Raw genomic sequence first — 25089 nt, forward strand, 5'->3', positions numbered from 1 at the left:
AATTTATAATATGAAAAGAAGAATTAATTTTTTAATGATTATTACCGTTTTATTTTTTGCAACAGCTTGTAAAAAAGAGGATGCTTCTTCAAAAATTGATGCTACAAAAACGGGAATAGCACCTGCTGATCCAAATGCATTAAATCCAGATGGAACTTTAGCTTTACCAAAAACGGAAAGCGAAAAACCAGCACCACCAGTGGATGGAAAATATCCTGTAATGACTTTTGAAGAAACGGAATATGATTTTGGGGATATCAAGCAAGGTGATAAAGTAGAACACATTTTTATATTCAAAAATACTGGTGAAGCTGATTTGTTAATTTCAAATGCAAAAGCTTCATGCGGTTGTACCGTTCCAGAATATCCAAAAACTGCTATTAAACCTGGAATGAGCGGAGATATTAAAGTTAAATTTGATTCAACTGGAAAAAATGGTTCGGTTTCAAAAAATGTTATTATCACTTGTAATACAGCGAATGTTAATGAAAAATTAATAATAAAAACCAATATTAAAGTTTCTGAAAAAGGAGCATAAAATCAATTATTATGGGACAATTAAGTCAGTTTTTACCGTTTTTATTAATCATTGTTGTGATGTACTTCTTTATGATTAGACCACAACAAAAGAAAATAAAACAAGAAAAAGAATTTGAAGCAGGATTAAAAGTTGGAGATAAAATTATCACCAAAAGTGGTCTTCACGGAAAAGTTGCGGAATTAGCAGAAACAACTGTTGTTGTAGAAACTATGTCGGGAAAACTTAAAATGGAGCGTTCTGCAATTTCATTAGAGTTAACAGCTGCTTTGAATAAAAAAGCATAAATTTTTATACTAAAAATCCAAATTCCAATATCGTTTAAAGATTTTGGAACTTGGATTTTTTATTTATTCGGAGGAAGTTATTTTTTCTCTTTTTTCTTTTTCCCTTTAGATTTTTTTTCTAATTCAGAAAAATCGGTTGTTGCGGTTAGCTCAGCAATTTTCACGATAACTTCAACTGCTTTTTGCATACTTTCTACAGGTACATATTCATACTTTCCGTGAAAATTATGCCCACCAGCAAAGATATTTGGACACGGTAAACCCATATAGGATAAACGGCAACCGTCAGTTCCACCTCGAATTGGTTTTATTAATGGTTTTATGTTGAGCGATTTCATTGCTTTTTCTGCTAAATCAATTATGAAAAATACTGGTTCAACTTTCTCTTTCATATTGTAATATTGATCTTTTATTTCAGTAATTACAATATCTTCACCAAATTGTTTAGCAAAATCCTTATTGATTTTTTTTGTGATTTTATGCACTAGTTCTTTCCTTTTGAGAAATTTTTTCATGTCATGATCACGAATAATTAATTCCAGTTTTGTTTCTTCAATACTACCAGAAAGCTGTGTTACGTGAAAAAAACCTTCATAACCTTTAGTTTCTTGTGGCGTTTCTCCTTTTGGTAATTGATTAATAAAGTCATTGGCAATTAGCATTGAATTTATCATTTTTCCTTTGGCATATCCTGGGTGAACTGATTTTCCTTTGAATGTAATTTTTACACCTGCGGCATTAAAATTTTCATATTCTAGTTCGCCAATTTGACTTCCATCCATGGTGTAAGCCCATTTTGCTCCAAATTTTTCTACATCAAATAAATCAGCTCCACGACCAATTTCTTCATCAGGGGTGAAACAAATTCTAATTTTCCCATGTTTAATTTTTGGATTTTTGATGAGATATTCCATTGCTGTAACTATTTCTGTAATTCCAGCTTTGTCATCAGCACCGAGCAAAGTCAATCCATTTGTTGTGATTAATGTTTGCCCTTTGTACTGTAATAAATCTTTGAAATAATTTGGTGAAAGCACAATGTTTTGTTCTGCATTTAATAGAATATCACCACCATCATAATTTTCAATGATTTGCGGTTTTACATTGGCTCCAGTAAAATCGGGTGTGGTGTCAAAATGAGAAACGAAACCTATCGTTGGAACATCATGCTCAACATTGGAAGGTAGAGTTGCCATGACATATGAATGGTCGTCAATTGTTACATCTTCCATACCTATGGCTTTTAATTCTTCAACTAATTTTTTAGCTAAAACCCATTGTTTTTCTGTGCTTGGCGTTGTTTGAGAGTTTGGATCAGATTCGGTATCAATAGTTACATAACTTATGAATCTGTCTATAATATTTTGCATGTTTTTAATTTTTAATAGTTTTATTATCTTTTTAAAGAGAAATGTCCTTTTGCACTTCTTCCATCTTCAAAAAATATGGAATACCAATAATCGTCGGCTGGCATGGGTTGTCCGTTGTATGTTCCATCCCAACCAGAACCTTTTGTTCCAATTTGTTTTAGTAGTTTTCCATATCGATCAAAAATATAAATTGTTGAACGATAATTAAAGTCTTGACTAACACCTTTTACATTCCAAGTATCATTATAACCATCACTATTTGGCGTGAAATATTGAGGAATTCCTAAAACGGCAATTGATAATGGACCTAAAATTCCACAACCATTGATATCTCGAACATAGACATCATGTAAACCCATCGGGACATTTGAAAAGAAATTACTATCGCGATATGGTCCTGCGATATCGTCTAAAGCATATTCATAATTTCCCGAACCAATTACATTTATTAAAACGGTATTCGGCTCAGATGACAAATCTTTAATTATAATCTCTTGCAGTGATGCTATTTCGGAACCTACAACTCCGATTTTCCTTGTTTTTGAACAATTAAAAATATTAGTTACTTCAACACTATAATTTCCTTCTGATGAAATAGTTAATGTTGGATTATTTTCGCCAGTAAGCGGATTTCCTTCAAGAAACCATTGGAAATTATAATCAGAAGTTGGAGTTCCATCAAGAATTCCTGCATCGAGTGTAGTTTGTGTTTCTGGAAGACAAATTAAAACTTGTTCTTGTAAATCTATTTTTGGTGTTGGATTAACTATAAATGGTAAAATCACTTCGTCTGTACAATCTTTATTAATAGGGTTTTCTACCACAACTCGAACATTTTGTGTTCCAGTTCTAAAAGGATTTGGAAGTTCGTTTGGAATTAAATTGGGTATTAAAATATTATTTTCATCAAAATAATAAACGTTCATTCCTGTTTGACTTCCAATAATCGTATTTAAAAATCCGGTTGTATCGAAATCAAAAATTCCATCCTGGTCTAACGGATTTTCTTCATCATCACATGTTGTAGTTAAATTTGAATTTACTGCAAATGCTTCAGGTAAATCGTCAACAATAAATTGAATTTGTACTTCATCAAAACATGCTCCTGTAGTTGTTTGTGTAGTATTATTAGAAACTCTAACTGTGATTATTTCTGAAGTATTAATGAACAACGGATTTGGAAGTGTATTTGTTTGAGTTCCATTTGCTCTTGTATATCGCATATTTACTCCAGTTTGACCATTTAGAATTGAGCTCTCGATGCCAGTCGTGTCAAAGCCATAAATTCCATCTTGATCATCATCACAATGACGAATTATATTAAGAGGATTGACATTATTAGCAAAAGGAAGCGATTCAACTACTACATCAAAAGTTTTAAATCCAAAACAAGAATTGTCAATAGTGCTATCAACACGAATCCAAATTTTTTGCGTATTTGGATAACCAATATTTCTATAGTTTGTGATGTTGGTTATTTCCAATGAGTTTCCATCTATATCAGTTTCAGCAAGAAAATCAGCTTCGTTTTTGTAGAATTTTATTGTAACATTAGCTGGAAGTATAGCCGCTAAACTCGATTGAATACTACTAAAGTTAAATGGTCCTGAAATTCCATCTCTATCATCATTTGCTGCATCAAGAAAATCGTCACATAAATATTGATTTGGAATTACAAAATTTGGCGGAATTTGACTTACGGCAACTATTAAACTAATTTGCGCAACTCTATAACAACCATTTGCATTTTCAACTCGTGCAAAAACGTTTGAGGTTGCTGCAGTATGAGTAATTGGATTTGTAATTTCGAAATTTGCATCTTCATTTTCTGCCGCTAATGAATTGGTATAATAAGTGAATATTTCGTTTAGATAATTAGCCGAAATGAAATCATTTTTTTGCGTTAAATTGAAAGTTGATATTCCATCAATATCATCGTCACATTGTCTTAATGTTATTGGCGAAGTTACTACTGGAAGTGCATAAGTGGTCAATATTGCACCTGTAGAAAATAGTCCGCAAGAGTTTCCAATTCTGTTTAAAAACACACGATATTGATTTCCTGCCATAGTTGGAGAAACGTTGGAAACGGTTAATTCAATTGTTGTAACTCCAGAATAAGTCGCATTATTAGTTAAGTTGCTCCAAGTTGTTCCATTATCAGTTGATAATTGCCATTGATAGCTATCAACAGTGGGAGAAACTATCGTGAACTTTGCAGTTTGTAATTCACAAGTTGTAAAATCTTGAGGTTGAGTTGTTATAGAAATCGGAGCAGCAATTGTATAATTTCCATTTGGATTGATATATCCAGTTCCACTAGTTACGACACCATTGATATCAACTGTTGGAGGAGCAATAGAACCTAGTATGCCATCTTGATTACTGTCTAAATAGCCAGCTTCAATTACATCATTACATAAATCATCATCACTATCTAAATCAATTGCATTATACAAACCATCAGAATTAGTATCAGTAATTGTATAATTTAAAACTCCACTATTTGCAGTTGTCTCTAAAGAATTAGATAATCCATTTGTTCCAAAATTAATTCCGTCAATTCGACCATCATTGTTGTTATCAATGGCACTACTTCCAGATTCGTCAATATCGTATATTCCATCGTTGTCTGAATCTAAATCTAAGTAATCAAAAACAGTATCATCATCGGAATCGGCTGGCGAAATTCCTGTTCCGAATATATCATCAATTCCATCATTATTAGCATCTACATTTGTTAGTGCAACAAAATCTGCTCCTTGACTTTCAATTACATCTGGAATACCATCATTGTCGCTATCAAAATCATTACTGTCAGGAATTCCGTCGTTGTCAGTGTCTATAGGAATACAAGTGGCAATTAGTTTCAATGCAACTTTACTTGGATTACTGTCAACTATATTTTTATTGGTAATTTTAATAGAAGAAATTAAGTTTCCTTTTATAGAAAAATTTCCAGTTCCGATAGCTAAATCAGTATTTCCATTTAATCTAAAACGAATATCAAAAGAGGAGTATTCTGTAATTCCACTTTCGAAAATTCCATCATAATTTGTATCTATTAAAAGTAAATCGTCTGGATTTAATATAGTTAGTGTTTTGTTAACAGGACAAACTACATTAATTTCAGTTGCAGAAGAAAATAAATTTCCGGGTGTAATATCTGTTGCATATTCTAGTGAAACACTCATCGGTAGCAAGTAGTTTTGGGTATAACTTACCGAATTTTCTTTTCCTGTAACAGCTTCTGTAGCAAAATTACCATCAGCATCACCAACAATTGGAGTTGCACTTGGAGTTCCAGTTCCTGCAAAAGTTACAGAACCAGTAAATGAATTTGAATAGTTTCCAGCGGCAATTGAGCCAGAATTCGGATTGGTTAAATCGATATTTTTATTGCCGTAAGATTCTGTACAATTTGTTAATCCATCATTATCATTGTCCGAGTCAACATTGTCGATTACACCATCATTATCACTATCGGTTGAACAAGTACTAACTGGAATTTCGGCAGACTCTTTTGGAAGTGTGCAACTGCTAATTGTTGCAGATACTTTATAATAACCAGGTTGTGTTGGAACATAAAAACTGTCATTATTTGTTCCAGGAATTAGCGAACCGTTAAAATACCATTCAAATACATCAAATGGACTTAATGTGTTAACAGATAATCGTGTATTTGGAATACAACTAGCTTGGGCTAAGTCAAGTTTATTAAAAGAAATTTCTGGTTCAAAAGTAAATCCAGAATAAAAACCACCAAATGTTGCTGCTTGTTCAGAACCATAAGCAGCTAAATATATTTCACCAGATGAGAAAACAGAAACATTTCCAGATAATCCTGTAATGATATATGTTTCGTAATTTGGATTTCCCTCAACTGGATTTGGTCCTGAAATTGGATAAGGTAAATTTGCTACTGTATAATTATCTCCATCAATAGTAAAATTAAGTATTGCATTAGTTTGCGTTACTATAGTTACTCTACCATTAAATTGTCTTGAACCTATAAAATCAATTTGTGGTATATTATCAATAACTCTGGGCGTCTGACAACTTAACGGTGGAACAAAGAATAACTCCTGGTTTCGCTGATCTACGGCACCTCCATCACCAACACTTTGATAAGCAAATAGTATTTTATTTGAAAAAACGTATAAATTACCACCTGAGTCAAAACTATCACCATTTAGGGTGATATAATCCCCTGCATTTATTATAAAACTTGGTGCTGAGTTTCCTTGTAATGAAATTTCGGTACCATCTTCATCTGCGACTAAAACAACTTTTTCAACAGAGTCAACACCTGTACTTTTGATAAAAATATATTCATTCGTTCCTAAAGCATTTGTTACAATTCTTTCTGCAGGAACAATTTGATCAAAACCTAAATCTAAGTTACCAACAGCATTACTTCCTCCAAATGAACCACAATTTACAGCAATTGGTTTATCGGCAGTTACTAAGGCACCGATTAGACCATCTCTATTTGCATCATTTGGACCTTGAACAGCTAGAACATAACTTTCTCCACTATTTAATGTTACACTAAAAGGAGAATCACCAGTTGTTCCATTTACGAGTGTTACTCCTTGTTTGAAATTACTGAAATTAACAACAGTATTATTTTCCGAGGCTAGAACAGATATGAAAGTGGTGTGAATATCTACATAATTTTGAACGTTTGTATTTGTAAATGCACCAATCCTAAAGCGTAAACCTAGAGAAGCTTTTCCTTTAGATACTAATTGTCCTGCTTGGTTACCAGATGTATCAATTACTCTTGCAGAAACGTAAACTAAATCTTCAGCCTCAATAATATATCCTTTATTATTAAAAATTGACGAGGATATGTTGGCATCTACATGAAGTTGCGTATTACTTCCAAATCCTATATTATATATATATGGTTGTGTTTTTGAAACCGTTCCAGTTATAATACTACCTCCAAGTTCGATAATTTTGAAGTTGACAGGAATCGTATTTGGTGTAGAAATGTACAAAAATTGTTCTCCTGGAGAAACGCTAGAAGCACCAGATAAAGGTGGAATGTAATGAGTTTTACTGAATTGCGAAAAACAATTGGTAATAAATAATATAAAAGTAAACAATAATAGGGCATTCTTTTTCATTCGCTAAAATTAGCAAATAAAAAGAAAACATAAAAGAGAAGTTAACCCTATTATGTTTTCTTTAAGATTTGATTGATGATTGAATTTATAAATCTCGCTTTTTGATTATTGCATAGGAAGAATAAATAAAGATGATTGTCCAAACTAAAACTATTACAATTGATGAAAAATGAATGTCATAATCTTTCGTACTGTTTTCTCCAACAGCTTCTTGAATACTTCTAATGGCATTTAATCGTGTGATAGGTTCTATAATTAAATTACTAATCGACTCCAATGGCATAAAAGCATAAACATCATCAACTATAGGACTTCTGTTAAATATTTCAAACTTAAATATTCCGTAAGATATTTTTTCTACCAAGAACCAAATGAATAAAAAGCCAAGTGCAAAAGCTGAACGCTTAATTAATACTCCAAGAAATAAACAGAAAGAGAAAAATCCGAGTAGTTTAACAAAATAGGCCAACAAATATTCTAAATCTGAAAAAATAATTCCAAATTCTGTGTAAGATGAAAAACTTAATCCTAAAACTAATGACATTAAAAAAATAAATAATGTCGAAACACTAGCAAATAAAACAACGGTTAAGAATTTTGAAAGAATAAATTCTTTTTTACTCATTCCATCGATTAAGTTTTGTTTCAATGTTCCATAACTATATTCGTTTGCCATCATGGAAACTATTACAATTGCTAAGAAAAATTTTAATCCAGAAGCAATCCATGTGTTAAAATGCCAAATAAAAGGGAAATTGAATATTCCCATTTCTGCAAAGTGTAATTTAAAATTTCCAATATCAAATTTGATAGAAGCAATTAATGCGATGAAGGAAAGAATAACAAAATATCCAATTGTCAGTACTTTGCTAGCTCTATTTTTCCATATTTTTTGTAATTCTATGGCTAATAATCTTTTCATGATTTTGGCTATTATTGGTTAGTTAATTCAAGGAATTGTTCTTCTAAACTCAGTTTTCTTTTTACTAAATGATTAAGGATAATTCCTTTTTCAAATAAGAATTTGTTTAGTTCTGTTGCATCAATTTGAGCTTTGAAATAAGCGATAATTTTCCCCTCTGTTTCTTTTATACTTTCTAGCTCTGTATGATTTTTTAAAACTTCAATTAGTCTTTGTGAGTCGTTTGATTGTAGTTCAAAATAACCACTTTTGTTACTCATTTCATCCACTTTTCCGTTGTATAAAATTTCGCCAAAGCGCAAAACTAATACATGACTACATACTTTTTCTACTTCGTCTAAAAGGTGAGAAGCTAACAAAATAGTTGTGCCTTGCGAAGCAATTAAACGAATTATATCACGAATTTGATGAATTCCTTGTGGATCTAAACCGTTAGTTGGTTCGTCTAAAATTAAAATTTCTGGATCATTTAATAAGGCAGAAGCGATAGCTAAACGTTGTTTCATTCCGAGTGAAAAAGTCTTAAATTTGCTATCTTTTCGATCGATAAGTCCAACAATTTCTAATTTTTCTTTTACTTTAGAATAATTAATTCCTTTGATTTTGCAAACCAATTCTAGGTTTTCTTGCGCCGTCATATAAGGATAAAAGTTTGGACGTTCAATGATAGCACCAACTTTTTTCAGAGCTTCATGGGTAGCCATTGTACCGCCAAACCAGTTGTATTCGCCAGAGGTTTTGTTTACAACATTCAAAACAATGCCTAAAGTTGTGGATTTTCCTGAACCATTTGGTCCTAAAATTCCATATACATTTCCTTTGTGGATTTCGAGCGACACATCGTTTACAGCATGAACTTTGCCATAACGTTTGTGCAAGTTTTTAATAGTAAGAATAGGTGATTCCAAGAGTTAGTTTTTAAGGTTTAATGTATGACGATTATAACCTTAATTTGTTACTATTCTTTTTTTGAGAAATAAAAATGATTTAAAAATTCCTTTTTTAAACGAAGATAAAACAAGGTCTCATTGATGTCTTTCAACTCTGAGGTAAGCATTATTTTTTTTCCAATTGGGTCATTTGTGGCTTGCTGTTTGCAAACTGGACATTCATATTCACTGAAATGATCATTCACTTTTTTTGTAACTACAAATCGATGTCCAAAGAGTGAACACAAATTATATTTTCCAATAAGTTTTTCGGTTAATAGGCTCGTTTTCATAATAATACAGTTATGATTACTGTAATAAATGTATTTAAAAACAGATAAAAAGTATAAAAAAATCGATAAAAAGCATATTTTTTTTATTTAGTAATATGTAAATCTTACAAAATATTGATTTTCAGATGACTAAATTATCGATAAGGAACAATAGTTGGTTGATTGATTTCGTAATTTGGCAATCCTAATTCGTCGTTGCTTAGGCTGTTAGTTTTGAAAACGTTTGTTCCATTATAAGGAATGTTAGGAAAAAAGGATAGCGAAATTTGAAAGCTATTAAAAACTAAATAATCGTTATTTATTAAAACACCTATACTTAATTTAGAATATACTTTTGGATTAAAAAAAGTATCGTTTTTATCACCTAAAAATCCAAATGACATATTGTAAAAAGGACTAAAACGGAATCCTCGCCAAGTTCCGGGTGTATAGGTTTGCGTTTGTAGAATTAAGGTCAACTTTCGAGTACCGTTAATCAATGGATTTGAAAAGCCGCTAATTTCATTTTCGCCATCAAGTGTAACTCTATCTTCAATTATTGGAACTCGATGACTTCCTACAACTAATGTTGGATTAATAAATTGACGAATTTTCCAGCTACCAATAGAAAATAAATTTGTGAAATAAGTTCCTTGAATTTTAAAAACAGTTTCTTCAGATTTTTTGCCTTCAAAAAAGCTTCCCCATTCGATATTTGCTCCAAAATAGCCAATTTTGAAATAATCACCATAAGCAAATCGACCACCAAAATAACTTCTTGTCTTTTGGTTTTTATTTTGAAAACCTCCTGTAATAGAGTAAACTTGACCATATGGAACGTCTTCAATAATTCCAAAATTGAATAAATACTTGTCTTCAGCAAACTTTCTAACATTTAGACCAATGCTCGCCAAATATAATTCTTCGTCCGAAAAATAACGGCTTGGATCTAAGGATGTTGTTGGCGCTTTAATGTAATTTACTTTTTTATAACCTAAGGTTGTAACTAAATTTGTAGCGCGATAATCTTCATTTTTTCCATCAAAAACTTTAAATGAATGACCAAACCAATAATCCCGAGTTTCGTTTTTGAAAGCTGTTTTTTCAAATTCATTGATGGAGTTGGGTAATGAATCTATGAAAGTTCTATTTTCAAAAAAAACACCTCCTGCAAATCGGGTTAAAGGAGAAACAAAAAGTCGCTCTGTTCTTGCACTTTTACGAACATTATCTTCCAATGAATTAGAATAAAGGAAAGTTGTGTTTATAAAACTGTTTCTAAGATTGTTAATACTATATCGAGCGCTATATGCATTTGCACCATCTGCAAAACGTGTCGTGACATCGTTTGAAAGTTCATGTCCAAGTCCAAAAAAGTTTCTTTCCGTAAGTTCTAAGTTTCCTTTTGATCCTGAAATTGAACCTGTTGGAATTAAACTCCAAGAGTCTAAAACTCTTACGGATATATCTACAGAGTCTTTGCTATCTGGAATTGCAACTGGTTTTATAACAACACTTCTAGCAAATCGTTGACGACGGACTAAACGTTCCGATTCTTTAGCAACTACCGAGTCTAATGGCTCATTTTTTTTGAAAAGTAAGTAGTTTTTAATTGTCCAGTTTTTACTTTTCATGTGAAGATTGTTTCCAAATCGTTCGAAACCTTTGTTTGGTTTTTCTTGTTCGTTTTCTGCTGAAAAGCCAAATGGATCTAGAGTTTCAATAATAATGTTTCTGATGATTTTACCTTCGTGTTTATCAAAAGCTTTTTTGATGAACATTTTTTTTCGAGTAATCTTTTTTGAAACTTTTTTTTGTCGAGTAGATTTAAAAAGTAGTTTATGAATGAATTTTCCAAACTTACTTTTTTTAGAAAAACTTCCAAGATCTTTGAAAACCTTTGTTGTGTCATTAGTTTTGTTTTCGGTATTGTTTTGTGCAAGAACATTTGGACTTGTACAACAAAAGAATAATAAAAATATGAAAACTTTAAATTTCATTGCAACAATTTGGGTTAGAGCAAATATATGAAACAAGTTGTTTTATCGCTATTTTTTACTTTTTAATAATTCAATTAGTTTTTGGTTAAAAATCGTAACTCCTTCTTGATTTAAATGATCATTATCATAATAATGTAATGAGTCATTCAGAAAAGGGTTTTCATTAAAATTTATATACTCACCCTGACTTTTCATTATACTATCAAATTCTTTTGAATTGACATAACTTTTATATTTTGATTTGGGAATTGGTGCGTAAACTAATTTAACTTCAATTTTTTCGGATTTTAAATAGGAAATAATTTCCTCAAAATGTAAAAGTTGATTTTCTTTGAAAACCCATTCGGATTGATTATAAGTTTTAATTTTTGTGATTTTCATGTCACGTTCTACAAAACCACCAGGAATATAATTGTCATATTTTTTTCTTCTCTGTTCTTTGTAATTTGCGTTTAAATCAATAAAATCGATGTAAGTTCCATATAAAAAGGTATTATAAATTTTAATATTATTTAATTCTAATGCCATTTTTGCTGAACCTAAGTCATTGTAATCATTCGATATTATGTCCAAAGCAGATTCAACACCATCAATGCTAAATGTGGCAGGATAGACTTCGTAGATAATTAGTTTTGGTTTTAGCTTTTCCAAATATCTTTTCAAAAGAATTTTTGTCTGCATTGGTGTTTGTGCGCTTGAACCAAGATTGAAAGTTTCATATCCGCTTTTCTCAAAAATTCGAGTATCAAAACCACGATAAGCATGTGATGAACCTAGGAATAGGATGTCTATGTTTTTTTTAGTTTTTACTTCCTTTAATCTTGAAAAAGTATGTCCATATGCAGCTACACAATAATAAAGATTGGGTTTGAATCTTGCTGAAAGTGTTCTTCCCCAAACGAATAAAATTCCACAATACATTATAAATGCACAGACTATGAATTTTGCAAATGTGGAGATAAACTGTTTCATTAGAATTGAAAATAAATAAATGGTGTTTCTTCATTTGAAATAAACATTCCTATCAAAAATAGAATAAACGTGTAAAAAAACCATCTAAAAAACCTATTCCATTTCAAACCGATTTTTTCTAACGCATGTTTGTTTTCTCTACCTAACCACTCAACTATTATGAAAAATAAAATTACTTGAATTAAGGTCAATGCGACTCCCATTTTTTCAAATTTTGGAATAGTAAATAGGGAAGAAGAGAATATCTCACCAATATAATTTAACGCATGACTCATCTTTTCTGCTCTAAAAAATATCCATGCTAAAGTCACTAAAGCAAATGTGGTTGTCATTTGAAAAAGTTCTTTCAGGCTTGGAAACACTTTTCCTTTGGCAACAATATCAATATTAGTTCTGTTTTTTTGAGTTAGTAGTAAAGGAAGAAAATAAAGCGCATTTAAAATTCCCCAAAAGATAAATGTCCAATTGGCGCCATGCCAAAAACCGCTCACTCCAAAAATAATGAATGTGTTTCGAACTTTTATCCATGTATTTCCTTGACTTCCTCCAAGTGGAAAATAGAGATAATCTCTAAACCATGAAGAAAGCGAAATGTGCCATCGTCTCCAAAATTCAGCAATATCTCTCGAAAAATAGGGGAAAGCAAAATTGCGTAATAAATCAATTCCAAAAAGTTTTGAAACACCAATAGCAATATCGGAATAACCGGAGAAATCGCCATAAATTTGTAGTGAAAAGAATAATGCTCCGGCAATTAACGTACTTCCAGAATAGTCTTCAGAATTGTTGAAAATCATATCGGCAAAACGAGCGCAATTATCCGCAATAACTACTTTTTTGAAAAATCCCCAAAGAATTTGCCGCATTCCATCAACAGCATTTTGATAATTAAAGCTTCTTTTAATCTGAAGTTGAGGTAAAAGATGAGTTGCTCGTTCAATTGGACCTGCTACTAACAGTGGAAAGTAGCTTACAAAAACAGCATAATCGACTATGTTTTTTTCTGCTTTTATTCGGTTTTTGTAAATATCAATGACATAGGATAATCCGTGAAAAGTGTAAAATGAAATCCCAACAGGTAACACAATATCGAGCATCCAAGGATGTAATGTTATGCCAATATGAGCAACAGAATCGGCTAATGATTGAGCAAAGAAATTATAATATTTGAATACACCTAAAAATCCTAAATTGATTATTATGCTCAGCCAGAACCAAATTTTTTTATTGTTGTGGTTAGTCGACTCACACATTTTTAGTCCAGTGAAATAATCCAGTAGTGTTGAAAATAGCAACAGAAACATAAATCGCCAATCCCAACATGCATAAAAGAAATAGCTCGCTACAAGCAATACTAAATTTTGTGATTTATAGGTTTTATGAAATACAAACCAATATAGCACAAAAACGATTGGAAGAAAAAGTGCAAAATCTAGCGAATTAAAGAGCATTAATTTGTTTTAATTGTTTTTGTTTGAACCAAATATAAAAAATCCTCAACAGCTTTTACTATTGAGGATTTAATAATTGAATTTATTTGTTTTTTTGAGTGTTAGCTTTTTTGCTCTTTATTGAAATAGACTAAGTAATAGTACATTTGTTTTTCTTCATCCCAACCTTTTTCAACAAATTTTTCGGCACTTTCTGGATTGATAAAATCCAATTTGATTTGAATATTTGTATCTAAATTAATGACGTTTTTGATACTTCGTCGAGCATCGCTAACGGCAGCATTAGCAATTGGAAAGGAAGTAACATCTTCAATGCTATATTTTTCTCCTTTATCTACTTTGTAGTTTTTGAATTCCGGAATTAAATCTGGGTTTACTAAGACTTCGTTTAGAAAATTACTTTCTTCAAACTCATCGTTTTTAGCAAAATAATTCACAGAACGATTCATAAACATTACTTCTTCTTTTTTATCTTCTGCAGGAAAAACGACATCTTTAGCAAAACCTTGACAAAACTTCAAATACTTCTTAGTCATAAAGTTTTCGTCTTGAAAAGCATCAACCGAAAGGAAATGTTCTAACCAATAACGTGCGTCATATCGGTTGCTATCTACAGTAAGGATTTTATAACCTTCTTCTTTTTTGTGATTAAAAATTAAACAACCTTTGTCCAGTTTGTTGAGGTTAATTCCTTGTTGCAGAATCATTTCTAAAGTTGAATCTTTTTCTTCAAACTGCATAAAGTCTGATTTGATTTCGCTTTTAAATACGCCTATCGCATCAACTACATTGTTGTCAATATTAACGTTTGTCAAATAAGCTACATAGACTTCACCATTTTTAATATGCGGATGATTTGATTGTTCAAAAAGATGTTTGGTGATTTTTTTAGAAACTTCGTGACAGTCACTTGGGCTTGTAAAAAGTTCTGTTGCCAAATTAAACATATCGTTATACTCTAAATCTACTTCATGAGCAAACTGAAAATAGTTTTCCTCTTTTTCACGAAATGGTTTGAAGAAATATTCCTTTAATAAAGGAACAATTTCATCATTTAAAGCATAAGGAGTTTCAGAAATAAAAATAGCTTCGTTGCGGCTTTTATTTCCAACTCGGTGTATTGATAAGCTCTCAATATGAGCGTTGAATAGGTTAATCATTTTTTTATTTTTAAGAGCAATAAAAAAAGAACATAGAATAAAGACTTTAAAAATCTATTTTCTATTCTCTATATTTCTCTATTTTTAATTCCAATTTTCTTCAAATCCAAAATCCTCGAAACTTTCATCGCCACCAAACATATCGAGGTCATCTTCATCTAAATCATCTTCAAATTCAGAGAACATATCATCATCGTTGTCTGCTTCAAACTTTTTTTCCATTGCTTCTGCTGGAAGTTCTCCATGAGAGAAAAGCAAACTTGGATATATTATCCCAATTTCGGCTTCTTCAACTGCGGCTAGTTCTACTAAAAAGGTCCACATGTTGATGAAATCATAAACATAGATAATTTTGGTTTGGTCTGTATTTAGTATATCATTAAGTTGATAATCACTCATTGTTTTTTGTTCGCCTGGAACATCTCCTGCGTCAAACATTGGAATTTCGTCTTCCTGATTCCATGTATCGTCACAAGTGTAAAATGAAGCAACTTCCATTCCGTCAAAGCCAAATGCATTGACAATAGCGTTGTGTAAATCTTCTAAAGTATCTTCTTCTTGAATAGCAATATCTCTGAAAACATCTTCTTCAGCATCCAGAATAACACGAAATTTATAAATCATAATCTAACTTTTAATGAGCCGACAAAGGTAAAATTTAAATTATGAATTATGTATTTCGTAATGCTAATTGTTGATAAAAATGTTCTTTGGGTTTTAATTTTTTCATCTTAAAAACTTTACGACCTTTGCCTTTTGAAAAAACAACTTTATGAAAGCAACTATCGTAACTATTGGTGATGAAATTCTTATTGGTCAAATCGTTGATACAAATTCTGGTTTTATAGCCAAAGCGTTAGATAAAATTGGTGTGCAAACACATGAAATGCTTTCGATTTCAGATGATAAAAAGCATATTTTAGATACGTTTTCCTCACTTCAAAATAAAGTAGATTTAGTTGTGATTACTGGCGGACTTGGACCAACAAAAGATGATATTACGAAGAAAACATTTTGCGATTATTTTGACGATGTTTTAGTTGAAAATAAAGCCGTTTTAGATCATGTAATTGATATTATTGAAGGTTTTTATAAACGTCCAATAACACAGTTAAATAGAGACCAAGCATTAGTTCCTTCAAAATGTGAAGTGCTTTTCAATAAAATGGGAACAGCACCAGGAATGTGGATGAAAAAAGAAAATACAGTATATGTTTCTTTGCCTGGCGTTCCTTATGAAATGAAGTATTTGGTTGAGAATGAAATCATACCAAAAATTGTTAATGAGTATAAACGACCTTACATCATCCACAAAACAATAATGACCTATGGCGAAGGCGAAAGTCGAATAGCTGAAAAAATAGAAAGTTGGGAAAACAACTTGCCTGATTTTATCAAACTAGCCTATCTGCCAAGTCCAGGAAAAGTTCGTCTGCGATTAACAGCTCGAGGAGAAAACAAAGAGTTATTAGAAAAATCTATTCAAGAAAATGTAGAGTCGTTAACTAAAATTATAAGTGAAATAATTGTTGGCTTTGATGAAGAGGAAACTATTGAAGTAATAATAGGTAAGTTATTAACTTCTCAAAATAAAACAATTGCTACTGCTGAAAGTTGTTCAGGTGGAAAAATTGCACAAATGCTAACGTCAGTTGCAGGAAGTTCCAATTATTTTCGTGGAAGCGTTGTGAGTTATGCAACAGATACTAAAATTGATATTTTAAATGTTTCTTCTAAAACAATAGATGATTTTTCAGTTGTGAGTGCAGAAGTTGCTAGAGCAATGGCAATTGGTGTTCAAAAAATAATGAAATCCGATTATGCAATAGCTACAACGGGCAATGCTGGACCAAGCAAAGGCGATTCTAAAGCAGAAGTAGGAACGGTTTTTATTGCGTTAGCAACTCCAAATACTGTACTTGTTGAAGAATTTAACTTCGGTCAACCACGTGAAAAAGTCATCGATAGAACCTCAAATAAAGCATTAGAAATGATGCAAAAAGAAATTTTAAAAAATCTGCAATAATTATTTTGTTACAATGATTTATTTTTCTTAAGTTTGCACCCTCGAATTGAATAACGATATAAAGATAAGCATAATGTCAAGAGTTTGTGACCTTACAGGTAAAAGAGCGATGGTGGGAAATAATGTTTCTCACGCGATGAACAAAACTAAGAGAAAATTTTCTGTAAACTTAGTAAAAAAACGTTTCTATCTTGCTGAAGAAGACAGATGGATTACTCTTAGAGTAGCTGCGTCTACAATTAAAACAATCAATAAAAATGGATTGGCTGCTGTTTTGAAAAAAGCAAAAGTTGAAGGATTTATTAAATAATTCTATCCCAATAAAAATATAGTAAGATGGCAAAGAAAGGTAATAGAATACAAGTTATTTTAGAGTGTACTGAGCATAAAGGAACAGGTCTTCCTGGAACTTCTCGTTACATCACAAACAAAAACAAAAAAAATACTCCAGACAGATTAGAGATTAAAAAATTTAATCCAATCTTAAAGAGAATGACTGTTCACAAAGAAATTAAATAATTAGAGATTTTAATAAAATCTCAAATGGTCACATTAGAGATTTATTAAAATATTAAAACAATATTAGTCATGGCAAAGAAAACCGTTGCAACGTTACAAACAGCTTCTAAAAGATTATCAAAAGCTATCAAAATGGTAAGATCTCCAAAAACTGGAGCGTATACTTTTGTTGAAAGCATTATGACACCAGAAGAAGTGGATAGTTTCTTAGCAAAGAAATAATTCCAATAATTATATATATCAAAGCTACTTTCATTCGGAAGTAGCTTTTTTATTTTTATATTTGTCTCAAGATTTTTGAATTCCAATCCATAACAAATGAGTTTTTTCAAAAGAATATTTTCCTCCGAAAAAAAGGAGACTTTAGATAAAGGTTTAGAACAAACCAAAACTTCTTTTTTTTCCAAGTTAACCAAAGCAGTTGCCGGAAAATCAAAAGTAGATGATGAGGTTTTAGACAATCTTGAAGAAGTTTTAGTTTCTTCTGATGTTGGCGTAAATACCACATTAAAAATCATTGAAAGAATTGAAGAAAGAGTTTCTCGTGATAAATATCTTGGAACAGATGAATTAAATCAAATTCTAAGGGATGAAATCGCAGGATTATTATCTGAAACTAAATCTGGAGAAGAAACCGAATTCACCATTCCGGCCAACAAGAAACCCTATGTTATTATGGTAGTTGGTGTAAATGGTGTTGGTAAAACAACTACAATTGGTAAATTGGCTTATCAGTTCAACAAAGCAGGTTACAAAGTTGTTCTTGGCGCAGCCGATACGTTTCGTGCTGCAGCAATCGATCAATTGCAAATTTGGGCCAATAGAGTTGGTGTACCAATTGTAAAACAACAAATGGGAAGCGATCCAGCATCTGTAGCTTTTGACACATTGCAAAGTGCTGTTACTCAAAACGCAGATGTTGTGATTATTGATACCGCTGGACGTTTACATAATAAAGTAAATTTGATGAACGAGTTGACCAAAGTAAAACGCGTAATGCAAAAAGTGGTAGAAGATGCGCCACACGATGTATTATTAGTTCTAGATGGTTCCACTGGTCAAAATGCTTTCGAACAAGCAAAACAATTCACAGCAGCAACCGAAGTTTCTTGCTTAGCGGTTACTAAATTAGATGGAACTGCAAAAGGTGGCGTTGTTATTGGAATTTCTGATCAGTTTCAAATACCTGTAAAATATATTGGTGTTGGAGAAGGTATTGAAGATTTACAAGTTTTTAATAAATTTGAATTTGTAGATTCGTTTTTTAAATAATTGCAGTCAGATGAACAAAATAAAATCATTTTTCAGAGAAACGTCACCAATATTATTTGTTGTTATATCAGTTGTTCTTGGAATTTTAGCTACTTTTTTTGAAGACTCTTTCAAGAATATTTTCTTATTTCTAAGAATAGTAAGTTTCTCTTTATTCGTTTATGCTATTATAAAATATTTTAATTCTAAGAATTAATTAGCATAAATTTTTCTCATCAATAGAGAAATCACGATATTTAAATTTCGATAACTTCCTGCAAAGCTAACTTTATTTTGACTGATGAAATAAAAAGTAAAAATCATCTACTATTTATTTTTAATTTCGATTACTTTATCAGCTTAAAAAATTAATTTTGTAATAATAATTACAATTCATGTCAAAGTTAGGTTCATTAGCAATAAATACAATTCATCAAGGTGATTGCATTGCTTTATTAAAAAAAATCCCTGATAATTCGGTTGACTTAATTTTTGCTGATCCACCATATAATTTGCAGTTAAACGGTGAGCTAACAAGACCTAATCAAACAAAAGTAGATGCTGTAAATGACGCATGGGACAAGTTTGAAAGCATGGCAATTTATGACCAATTTACAAACGATTGGCTCAAAGAGTGTAAAAGAATTTTAAAAACTACTGGAAGCATTTGGGTTATTGGAACCTATCATAATATTTTTAGAGTTGGTGCCAAGTTGCAAGATTTGGGATTTTGGATGTTGAATGATGTAGTGTGGATAAAGTCAAATCCGATGCCAAATTTCAAAGGAACACGTTTCAATAATGCGCATGAAACCATGCTTTGGGCAACCAAATCAGAAAAATCTAAATACACATTTCATTATCATTCGATGAAAACGATGAATGAAGATTTGCAGATGCGAAGTGATTGGTTAATCCCGATTTGTCAAGGCGATGAACGAATAAAAGTCAATGGACAAAAAGCACATTCAACACAAAAGCCTGAAGAATTATTGTATCGAGTAATTTTATCAACGTCAAATGTTGGCGATATTGTTCTTGATCCATTTTCAGGAAGCGGAACAACAGCTGCAGTTGCCAAAAAGTTAGGTCGAAATTTTATTGCTTTTGAAAGAGAGCAATTTTATATTGATGTTGCCAATAATCGTTTGAAAGAAATTGTTCCAATAAAAGACGATTTGTTGGAGTATAAAGTTGAAGTGAAAAAACCAAAAGTTCCTTTCGTGAATTTAATTGATAAAGGATTTATAAACGTAGGTGACTTTGTTTTTTCAAAAGATAAAAAATATAAAGCTCAAATTCAAGCCGATTCGTCTTTGGAAAGTAATGGCTTTGTTGGTTCTATTCATAAAGTTAGCGCACAACTTCTTGGAAAAGAAAGCAATAATGGATGGACCTATTGGTATGTGAAACAAAAAGGGAAATTGATTTTAATTGATGATTTGAGAGAAGATTTTGCTAAACAATATTTGAAATAAAATGAAAAGAATAGTTGGAATAGTTGTCGTGTTTTTATTGATTTCTTGTCAAACTGAAATTAAAAAAGAGGATTTAAATAAGCTTAATGGTTATTGGGAGATTAAAAATGTAACTCTTCCCGATGGTGAAGAAAAAGAGTATAAAGTCAATGAAACTATTGATTTTTTTGCGCTAAAGAATGCTGTAGGTTTTCGTCAAAAGGTAATGCCTCAATTTGACGGAAAATTTAAAACTAATGGCATTAAAGAAAATATCAAAATTGTAGCAAAAGAAAATAAGTTTTTTGTTGAATACAAAACAGATTATGGCAAATGGGAAGAGGAAATTATTGCTTTAGAGGATTCGCTTTTGGTTTTAAAAAATCAACAAAAAATGGAATACGAATATAAAAGACACATTCCTTTTTCAATAAAATAATTCAGAAGTATTAAAATGAATTCAGTTCATTTAAATTAAAAGAAAATGGCAAAACGATTGAGTAACGAAAGTTCTATCAGTGATGTTTTGAAAGAGTTTATAGAAGTTAATAAACTCCAAAATGGCATGGACAAAATTGATGTGCAAGCAGCTTGGAAATCACTCATGGGAAATGGAGTCAATAGTTATACAAAAGAAGTAATGCTAAAAGGTTCAACACTTTATGTGTCATTGACATCGGCTGTTTTGCGAGAAGAATTAAGCTATGGAAAAGAAAAAATCATCAAAATGATTAACGAAGAACTAAGAAAAGAAGTTGTTACGGCAATAATTCTGCGTTAAGTGTTTATTTCTAAATCTTTTATATAATCTTGATGTTCGTAGAAAAAGTATTCAAATTGCGACATGGTTTCGTTGAAAAAGTCAAAAATACTTTGCCAATTACTTTTATTATTCAAGCTAACGCCAGTTTTTTCTACCCAAATTCTACTGATAACTTTCCCACTTTCTAAATAATAATTTCGTTCTAAAATTGCATCAGGTAAATATTCCTCTAGTAAAATAGTTTTTAGCGATTCGATTTTTTCAAAGTAAATTTTGCGTTTTTCTTCGTCTTTAGGTTCGATGTCCAATAAAACTTGTGCCTTTTTATTATCTATAAAAAATTTAAATGTAACGTCTTTTATTTTAGTATCATACAACATCCATTTTCTCGGATATGCTTCGGCAAAAGCTATCCAAAAATCTTTTTTTATACGAAGTGCTTCTTCTTTGCTATACATTTTATAGAATTAAATTTGAGTGCTTTATTTTTTTGGACTAATTTTATGTTTTTATTCCTTAAACATGAAATTTGACGATTTTTTGAAATATACGCCAAAAATAGCAAAAGAAGTAACTTTTGCTACGATTGCTCATGAAAAAATGGCACCGTCAAATAGAATGGAGCTTTTAAGGGAAATGAATTCTAAAGTGATGAATCCTAAAAAAGCAGCAGTTTTAATGCTTTTTTATCCGAAACAACTCGATACACATTTGGTATTAATTCACAGAACTTCCTACAATGGTGTTCATTCCTCGCAAATAGCATTTCCTGGAGGTAAACCTGAAATTGAAGATGAAGATTTAATGGTAACGGCTTTAAGAGAAACTCATGAAGAAATAGGTATTCATCCAAGTAAAGTTGAAATAATTCGTTCATTTACAGAAGTGTACATACCGCCGAGTAATTTTATGGTCTATCCTTTTATGGGAATTAGTTATCACGAATTGGAATTTCAAAAACAAGACGAGGAAGTTGCTGGGATTGTAGAACTTTCCTTAAAAGAGTTTTTAGACGAGAAAACAATAACTTCTAAAACTATGGATACATCTTATGCTGGAGCGATAGAAGTTCCTGGTTTTATGGTAGATAATCATTTTGTTTGGGGTGCAACTGCTATGATGCTCAGTGAATTGAAAGAAACCCTAAAAAGTGTATTTTAAAGTTATTGTTTTTGTAAATTTGCATCCCTAATATCGGAATTAAATTCAAATAAAAATAACATGGGTTTATTCAAACGAAATCCTTTTGGTCATATATTATTCATAAAAAAATGGTTAATCCGCATCTTTGGGGTTTTAACTCACAGAAGATATCGAGGTTTTAATGAATTGCATATAGAAGGTTCAGAAATAATAAAATCTTTACCAGATAAAAACGTACTTTTTATTTCAAATCACCAAACATATTTTGCTGATGTAGTAGCCATGTTTCATGTTTTTAACGCAAGTTTATCAGGAAGAGTTGATAACATAAAAAATGTTGGCTATTTGTGGCAACCCAAAATGAATATCTATTATGTTGCCGCTAGCGAAACGATGAGAGCTGGATTATTGCCAAGGATTTTGGCTTATGTTGGAGCAATTACAGTGGAGAGAACTTGGCGTTCAGGCGGAAAAGATGTTACAGAAAAAAGAGAAATTAACCCAAATGATACTGAAAATATTAAAATTGCTCTAGAAGATGGCTGGGTAATTACTTTTCCACAAGGAACAACAAAATCTTTTAAACCAGTTAGAAAAGGAACAGCACACATTATTAAGCAACATAAACCTATTGTAGTGCCAATTGTCATAGATGGTTTCCGTCGTGCTTTTGATAAAAAAGGATTACGAGTGAAAAAGAAAAATATACTGCAGTCTTTTATCATCAAAGAGCCATTAGAAATTGATTATGAAAACGAAACTATTGAGCAAATTGTAGAAAAAGTGGAATACGCAATTGAGCAACATTCATCGTTTTTAAAAGTTATTCCTGTCGAAGAAATTGAAGAACAAGAACGATTAAATAAGTTGCGAGAATGGCAAGTTTAAAAAAATCCCGTATCGATGAATGATACGGGATTTTTTTATTTGAAGTATGAAAAATTATGATTGTCTTCAATTTGAAGTAACGTTTCATAAATTAGCTTGATAACGTTTTCTACATCTTCTTTATGAACCATTTCGACTGTTGTATGCATGTATCTTAATGGAAGTGAAATTAACGCAGAAGCAACACCTCCGTTACTGTATGCAAAAGCATCAGTGTCAGTTCCAGTTACACGTGAAGTAGCATGACGTTGAAAAGGAATTTTGTTTTTCTCAGCTGTTGATACGATTAATTCTCGCAAAACATTTTGAGTTGCAGGAGCATAAGCGATTACTGGTCCTTTTCCCATTTGTAAATCACCTTCAATTTTTTTGTCAATCATTGGAGTAGTTGTGTCATGACATACATCTGTAACAATTGCTACATTTGGCTTTATGGTTTGAGTAATCATTTCTGCACCACGAAGACCAATTTCTTCTTGAACTGAGTTTACGATATATAATCCAAAAGGTAATTTCTTTTTGTTTTCTTTTAATAAACGAGCAACTTCTGCAATCATAAATCCACCCATTCTGTTGTCTATTGCTCTACAAACAAATTTATCATTGTTTAAAATCATAAATTCATCTGGATAAGTAATTACACAGCCTACATGAACGCCAAGTTTTTCAACTTCTTCTTTTGTCGAACAACCACAGTCAATAAAGATATTGTGTAACGTTGCAGTTTCCTCTTTGCCACGATTTCTAGTATGAATTGCTGGCCAACCAAAGACACCTTTTACTATTCCGTTTTTTGTATGAATGTTTACTCTTTTTGATGGTGCAATTTGGTGATCAGAACCACCGTTTCTAATTACGTATATTAAACCGTTATCCGTAATATAATTTACATACCATGAAATTTCATCAGAATGCCCTTCAATAACGACTTTGAATTTCGCATCTGGATTTATAACTCCAAAAGCGTTTCCATAGGTGTCAGTTTCAAATGTATCCACATAAGGTTTTAAATAGTCCATCCAAAGTTTTTGTCCTTCTGATTCATATCCTGTTGGCGATGCATTATTTAAGTATTTTTCTAAAAAAAGTAACGAGTTTTTTGTGAGGATAGATTTTGTTGTCATATTTTTTTTTGCTAAAATATAAATTTGGCATTACAGTTGTTAAGTATATTTATATTTTTACACTAAATTTATTTTATATGACTAAAGTAGTTTTCACCCTATTCCTTTTTTTGATTTCTTTTAATGCTTTTTCACAAGTGTCAACTGATACTATTAAAAAAGAAATTGAAGAAAAAGAAATCGATACAACTTTTAAAGAACTAATTCAATTAGAGGAGGTTGTTATTTATAGAGATAAATCAACTTCTGACGAAAGAAAAGAGTTTTTATTGCTTCAAAATAGAGTTTATAAAGTTTATCCTTTTGCAAAAGCAGCTTCAGAAAGATTGACATTATTGAACAAAAATATGGATAAGCTTAAAACCAATAAAGAAAAAAAGAAGTATTTTAAAATTGTTGAAAATTACATGGAAAATGAATTTACAGGACAATTAAAAAAACTTTCTCGAAAACAAGGTCAAATTCTAATAAAACTTATACATAGACAGACAGGAATTACAACATTTGATTTAATTAAAGATTATAAAAGTGGATGGAAAGCTTTTTGGGCCAACAATACTGCGAAATTATTTGATATTAATCTAAAGACAAAATATCAACCCTATCAGGTTAATGAAGATTTTCTTATTGAATCTATACTTGATAGAGCATTTAATAGAGGAAGACTTGTTCGTCAGAAATCAGCAAATCCTGTTGATATAGATGAACTGACCGAATATTGGCAAAGTAAAATAGAAAAAAATTAATTGTTTAAAATTCTGATTGTCAATATGCTTTTATTTTCTTTAAAATAATTTTAAAAAATATTTTCAAAAAAGCTTGTTTGGTAAAAAGAAATGCTTACTTTTGCACCCGCTAAACGAAAGAATAGCGATATAGAAT

The 25089-nt window shown here is 31.1% G+C and carries 25 protein-coding genes; 13 read left to right on the forward strand and 12 right to left on the reverse strand.

Translation table 11 applies throughout. The annotated features are described in order from the left end of the window. Positions 1-10: 10 nt before the first annotated feature. Both BC748_RS14000 and yajC read left to right on the forward strand, forming a co-directional pair. Positions 11-538, forward strand: coding sequence for a DUF1573 domain-containing protein (locus BC748_RS14000; RefSeq protein WP_211338565.1), 528 nt, complete (start codon positions 11-13; stop codon positions 536-538). Between the two features lie 11 nt (positions 539-549). Next, positions 550-825 carry a preprotein translocase subunit YajC gene (yajC, locus tag BC748_RS14005; RefSeq protein ID WP_133534118.1) on the forward strand — a complete coding sequence of 92 codons (276 nt, stop codon included), beginning with the start codon at positions 550-552 and terminating at the stop codon, positions 823-825. Positions 826-902: 77 nt separating this feature from the next. Here yajC and pepT read toward each other — a convergent pair whose 3' ends face one another. The 10 genes from pepT to BC748_RS14055 form a co-directional block, all read right to left on the reverse strand. Continuing rightward, on the reverse strand, positions 903-2195 hold the full coding sequence (pepT, locus tag BC748_RS14010; protein WP_133534119.1) for a peptidase T: 1293 nt from the start codon (positions 2193-2195) through the stop codon (positions 903-905). A 23-nt stretch (positions 2196-2218) separates the two neighbouring features. Continuing rightward, a complete protein-coding gene (locus BC748_RS14015) occupies positions 2219-7330 on the reverse strand; it encodes a T9SS type B sorting domain-containing protein (protein ID WP_133534120.1) in 5112 nt (1703 codons plus the stop codon). Between the two features lie 85 nt (positions 7331-7415). After that, positions 7416-8252, reverse strand: coding sequence for an ABC transporter permease (locus BC748_RS14020; RefSeq protein WP_133534121.1), 837 nt, complete (start codon positions 8250-8252; stop codon positions 7416-7418). 11 nt (positions 8253-8263) lie between these two features. Further along, on the reverse strand, positions 8264-9160 hold the full coding sequence (locus tag BC748_RS14025) for an ABC transporter ATP-binding protein (RefSeq protein WP_246014048.1): 897 nt from the start codon (positions 9158-9160) through the stop codon (positions 8264-8266). 50 nt (positions 9161-9210) lie between these two features. Next, positions 9211-9474 (reverse strand): hypothetical protein, encoded by a 264-nt coding sequence (locus BC748_RS14030; RefSeq protein WP_133534122.1) that lies wholly within the window; start codon positions 9472-9474, stop codon positions 9211-9213. A gap of 134 nt (positions 9475-9608) precedes the next feature. Next, positions 9609-11453 (reverse strand): hypothetical protein, encoded by a 1845-nt coding sequence (locus BC748_RS14035; protein WP_133534123.1) that lies wholly within the window; start codon positions 11451-11453, stop codon positions 9609-9611. A gap of 48 nt (positions 11454-11501) precedes the next feature. Beyond that, on the reverse strand, positions 11502-12425 hold the full coding sequence (locus BC748_RS14040; protein ID WP_133534124.1) for a hypothetical protein: 924 nt from the start codon (positions 12423-12425) through the stop codon (positions 11502-11504). Then, positions 12425-13876 (reverse strand): MBOAT family O-acyltransferase, encoded by a 1452-nt coding sequence (locus BC748_RS14045; RefSeq protein ID WP_133534125.1) that lies wholly within the window; start codon positions 13874-13876, stop codon positions 12425-12427. Before BC748_RS14045 ends, BC748_RS14040 begins: the two co-directional genes overlap by 1 nt. A 101-nt stretch (positions 13877-13977) precedes the next feature. Further along, positions 13978-15036 carry a nucleoid-associated protein gene (locus BC748_RS14050; protein ID WP_133534126.1) on the reverse strand — a complete coding sequence of 353 codons (1059 nt, stop codon included), beginning with the start codon at positions 15034-15036 and terminating at the stop codon, positions 13978-13980. Between the two features lie 84 nt (positions 15037-15120). Further along, a complete protein-coding gene (locus BC748_RS14055; protein ID WP_133534127.1) occupies positions 15121-15660 on the reverse strand; it encodes an IS1096 element passenger TnpR family protein in 540 nt (179 codons plus the stop codon). Positions 15661-15808: 148 nt separating this feature from the next. Here BC748_RS14055 and BC748_RS14060 point away from each other — a divergent pair, with 148 nt between their 5' ends. The 8 genes from BC748_RS14060 to BC748_RS14095 all read left to right on the forward strand — a co-directional run bounded on the left by BC748_RS14060 (position 15809) and on the right by BC748_RS14095 (position 21070). Next, on the forward strand, positions 15809-17062 hold the full coding sequence (locus BC748_RS14060; RefSeq protein ID WP_133534128.1) for a CinA family nicotinamide mononucleotide deamidase-related protein: 1254 nt from the start codon (positions 15809-15811) through the stop codon (positions 17060-17062). A gap of 73 nt (positions 17063-17135) precedes the next feature. After that, positions 17136-17372, forward strand: coding sequence for a 50S ribosomal protein L28 (gene rpmB / locus BC748_RS14065; RefSeq protein WP_121313180.1), 237 nt, complete (start codon positions 17136-17138; stop codon positions 17370-17372). Between the two features lie 26 nt (positions 17373-17398). Then, positions 17399-17581 carry a 50S ribosomal protein L33 gene (rpmG, locus tag BC748_RS14070; protein WP_035126304.1) on the forward strand — a complete coding sequence of 61 codons (183 nt, stop codon included), beginning with the start codon at positions 17399-17401 and terminating at the stop codon, positions 17579-17581. A 69-nt stretch (positions 17582-17650) separates the two neighbouring features. Beyond that, positions 17651-17803 (forward strand): DUF4295 domain-containing protein, encoded by a 153-nt coding sequence (locus BC748_RS14075; RefSeq protein ID WP_133534129.1) that lies wholly within the window; start codon positions 17651-17653, stop codon positions 17801-17803. A gap of 96 nt (positions 17804-17899) precedes the next feature. Continuing rightward, entirely contained in the window at positions 17900-18853 is a 954-nt protein-coding gene (gene ftsY, locus BC748_RS14080; protein ID WP_133534130.1) for a signal recognition particle-docking protein FtsY, read from the forward strand. A 374-nt stretch (positions 18854-19227) separates the two neighbouring features. Next, positions 19228-20310 (forward strand): site-specific DNA-methyltransferase, encoded by a 1083-nt coding sequence (locus BC748_RS14085; protein WP_133534131.1) that lies wholly within the window; start codon positions 19228-19230, stop codon positions 20308-20310. A 1-nt stretch (position 20311) separates the two neighbouring features. Beyond that, positions 20312-20728 carry a lipocalin family protein gene (locus BC748_RS14090; protein ID WP_133534132.1) on the forward strand — a complete coding sequence of 139 codons (417 nt, stop codon included), beginning with the start codon at positions 20312-20314 and terminating at the stop codon, positions 20726-20728. Between the two features lie 45 nt (positions 20729-20773). Next, positions 20774-21070, forward strand: coding sequence for a DciA family protein (locus BC748_RS14095; RefSeq protein ID WP_133534133.1), 297 nt, complete (start codon positions 20774-20776; stop codon positions 21068-21070). On the opposite strand, the gene BC748_RS14100 is transcribed toward BC748_RS14095, so the two are convergent. Beyond that, a complete protein-coding gene (locus tag BC748_RS14100; RefSeq protein WP_133534134.1) occupies positions 21067-21510 on the reverse strand; it encodes a DUF4268 domain-containing protein in 444 nt (147 codons plus the stop codon). The two genes, BC748_RS14095 and BC748_RS14100, sit on opposite strands and share 4 nt — an antisense overlap. A 64-nt stretch (positions 21511-21574) precedes the next feature. Between BC748_RS14100 and BC748_RS14105 the strand changes: the two genes are divergently transcribed. Beyond that, positions 21575-22213 carry an NUDIX hydrolase gene (locus BC748_RS14105; RefSeq protein ID WP_133534135.1) on the forward strand — a complete coding sequence of 213 codons (639 nt, stop codon included), beginning with the start codon at positions 21575-21577 and terminating at the stop codon, positions 22211-22213. 60 nt (positions 22214-22273) lie between these two features. Then, positions 22274-23083: a lysophospholipid acyltransferase family protein gene (locus BC748_RS14110; RefSeq protein ID WP_133534136.1), complete on the forward strand. Its 810-nt coding sequence runs from the start codon at positions 22274-22276 to the stop codon at positions 23081-23083. Positions 23084-23118: 35 nt separating this feature from the next. Here the strand turns inward: BC748_RS14110 and BC748_RS14115 are convergent, their stop codons facing one another. Then, entirely contained in the window at positions 23119-24207 is a 1089-nt protein-coding gene (locus BC748_RS14115; RefSeq protein WP_133534137.1) for a M42 family metallopeptidase, read from the reverse strand. 77 nt (positions 24208-24284) lie between these two features. Between BC748_RS14115 and BC748_RS14120 the strand changes: the two genes are divergently transcribed. Continuing rightward, a complete protein-coding gene (locus BC748_RS14120) occupies positions 24285-24953 on the forward strand; it encodes a DUF4294 domain-containing protein (protein WP_133534138.1) in 669 nt (222 codons plus the stop codon). Positions 24954-25089: the final 136 nt, after the last annotated feature.

Origin of the sequence: Flavobacterium dankookense, from assembly GCF_004362665.1 — a bacterium.
Classification (GTDB): domain Bacteria; phylum Bacteroidota; class Bacteroidia; order Flavobacteriales; family Flavobacteriaceae; genus Flavobacterium; species Flavobacterium dankookense.

Coding starts and splice junctions, on each gene's coding strand:
- BC748_RS14030 (WP_133534122.1), bottom strand. CDS start 9,474: ATGAAAACGAGCCTATTAACCGAAAAACTTATTGGAAAATATAATTTG.
- BC748_RS14110 (WP_133534136.1), top strand. CDS start 22,274: ATGGGTTTATTCAAACGAAATCCTTTTGGTCATATATTATTCATAAAA.
- BC748_RS14060 (WP_133534128.1), top strand. CDS start 15,809: ATGAAAGCAACTATCGTAACTATTGGTGATGAAATTCTTATTGGTCAA.
- BC748_RS14120 (WP_133534138.1), top strand. CDS start 24,285: ATGACTAAAGTAGTTTTCACCCTATTCCTTTTTTTGATTTCTTTTAAT.
- BC748_RS14050 (WP_133534126.1), bottom strand. CDS start 15,036: ATGATTAACCTATTCAACGCTCATATTGAGAGCTTATCAATACACCGA.
- BC748_RS14090 (WP_133534132.1), top strand. CDS start 20,312: ATGAAAAGAATAGTTGGAATAGTTGTCGTGTTTTTATTGATTTCTTGT.
- rpmB (WP_121313180.1), top strand. CDS start 17,136: ATGTCAAGAGTTTGTGACCTTACAGGTAAAAGAGCGATGGTGGGAAAT.
- ftsY (WP_133534130.1), top strand. CDS start 17,900: ATGAGTTTTTTCAAAAGAATATTTTCCTCCGAAAAAAAGGAGACTTTA.
- BC748_RS14040 (WP_133534124.1), bottom strand. CDS start 12,425: ATGAAACAGTTTATCTCCACATTTGCAAAATTCATAGTCTGTGCATTT.
- yajC (WP_133534118.1), top strand. CDS start 550: ATGGGACAATTAAGTCAGTTTTTACCGTTTTTATTAATCATTGTTGTG.
- BC748_RS14095 (WP_133534133.1), top strand. CDS start 20,774: ATGGCAAAACGATTGAGTAACGAAAGTTCTATCAGTGATGTTTTGAAA.
- BC748_RS14085 (WP_133534131.1), top strand. CDS start 19,228: ATGTCAAAGTTAGGTTCATTAGCAATAAATACAATTCATCAAGGTGAT.
- BC748_RS14035 (WP_133534123.1), bottom strand. CDS start 11,453: ATGAAATTTAAAGTTTTCATATTTTTATTATTCTTTTGTTGTACAAGT.
- BC748_RS14020 (WP_133534121.1), bottom strand. CDS start 8,252: ATGAAAAGATTATTAGCCATAGAATTACAAAAAATATGGAAAAATAGA.
- pepT (WP_133534119.1), bottom strand. CDS start 2,195: ATGCAAAATATTATAGACAGATTCATAAGTTATGTAACTATTGATACC.
- BC748_RS14115 (WP_133534137.1), bottom strand. CDS start 24,207: ATGACAACAAAATCTATCCTCACAAAAAACTCGTTACTTTTTTTAGAA.
- BC748_RS14105 (WP_133534135.1), top strand. CDS start 21,575: ATGAAATTTGACGATTTTTTGAAATATACGCCAAAAATAGCAAAAGAA.
- BC748_RS14000 (WP_211338565.1), top strand. CDS start 11: ATGAAAAGAAGAATTAATTTTTTAATGATTATTACCGTTTTATTTTTT.
- BC748_RS14045 (WP_133534125.1), bottom strand. CDS start 13,876: ATGCTCTTTAATTCGCTAGATTTTGCACTTTTTCTTCCAATCGTTTTT.
- BC748_RS14055 (WP_133534127.1), bottom strand. CDS start 15,660: ATGATTTATAAATTTCGTGTTATTCTGGATGCTGAAGAAGATGTTTTC.
- rpmG (WP_035126304.1), top strand. CDS start 17,399: ATGGCAAAGAAAGGTAATAGAATACAAGTTATTTTAGAGTGTACTGAG.
- BC748_RS14015 (WP_133534120.1), bottom strand. CDS start 7,330: ATGAAAAAGAATGCCCTATTATTGTTTACTTTTATATTATTTATTACC.
- BC748_RS14075 (WP_133534129.1), top strand. CDS start 17,651: ATGGCAAAGAAAACCGTTGCAACGTTACAAACAGCTTCTAAAAGATTA.
- BC748_RS14100 (WP_133534134.1), bottom strand. CDS start 21,510: ATGTATAGCAAAGAAGAAGCACTTCGTATAAAAAAAGATTTTTGGATA.